General features: G+C 58.0%; 1 protein-coding gene. It reads right to left on the reverse strand.

Annotated elements, in window-relative coordinates; all coding sequences use genetic code 11:
* Window positions 1-333, reverse strand: a 333-nt coding sequence (locus tag ACIPO9_RS28060) for a hypothetical protein (RefSeq protein WP_400784543.1), incomplete at both ends; no start/stop codon positions are given.

Here is a 333-nt window from a genome sequence, read left to right on the forward strand (position 1 = left end):
TCGGACCTACGGTAATTACCGAACGACCCGAGTAGTCAACGCGCTTACCGAGCAAGTTCTGACGGAAACGACCCTGCTTACCCTTGATCATGTCGGCCAGGGATTTCAGAGGACGCTTGTTGGAACCGGTGATGGCGCGACCGCGGCGACCGTTGTCGAGCAGCGCATCCACAGCTTCCTGCAGCATGCGTTTTTCGTTGCGCACGATGATGTCCGGAGCGGACAGGTCAAGCAGGCGCTTCAAACGGTTGTTACGGTTGATCACTCGACGATACAGATCGTTGAGGTCGGAAGTCGCGAAGCGACCGCCATCCAGCGGAACCAGTGGACGCA

It is taken from the genome of Pseudomonas sp. NPDC090203, from assembly GCF_044746765.1.
Lineage (GTDB): Bacteria > Pseudomonadota > Gammaproteobacteria > Pseudomonadales > Pseudomonadaceae > Aquipseudomonas > Aquipseudomonas putida_AD.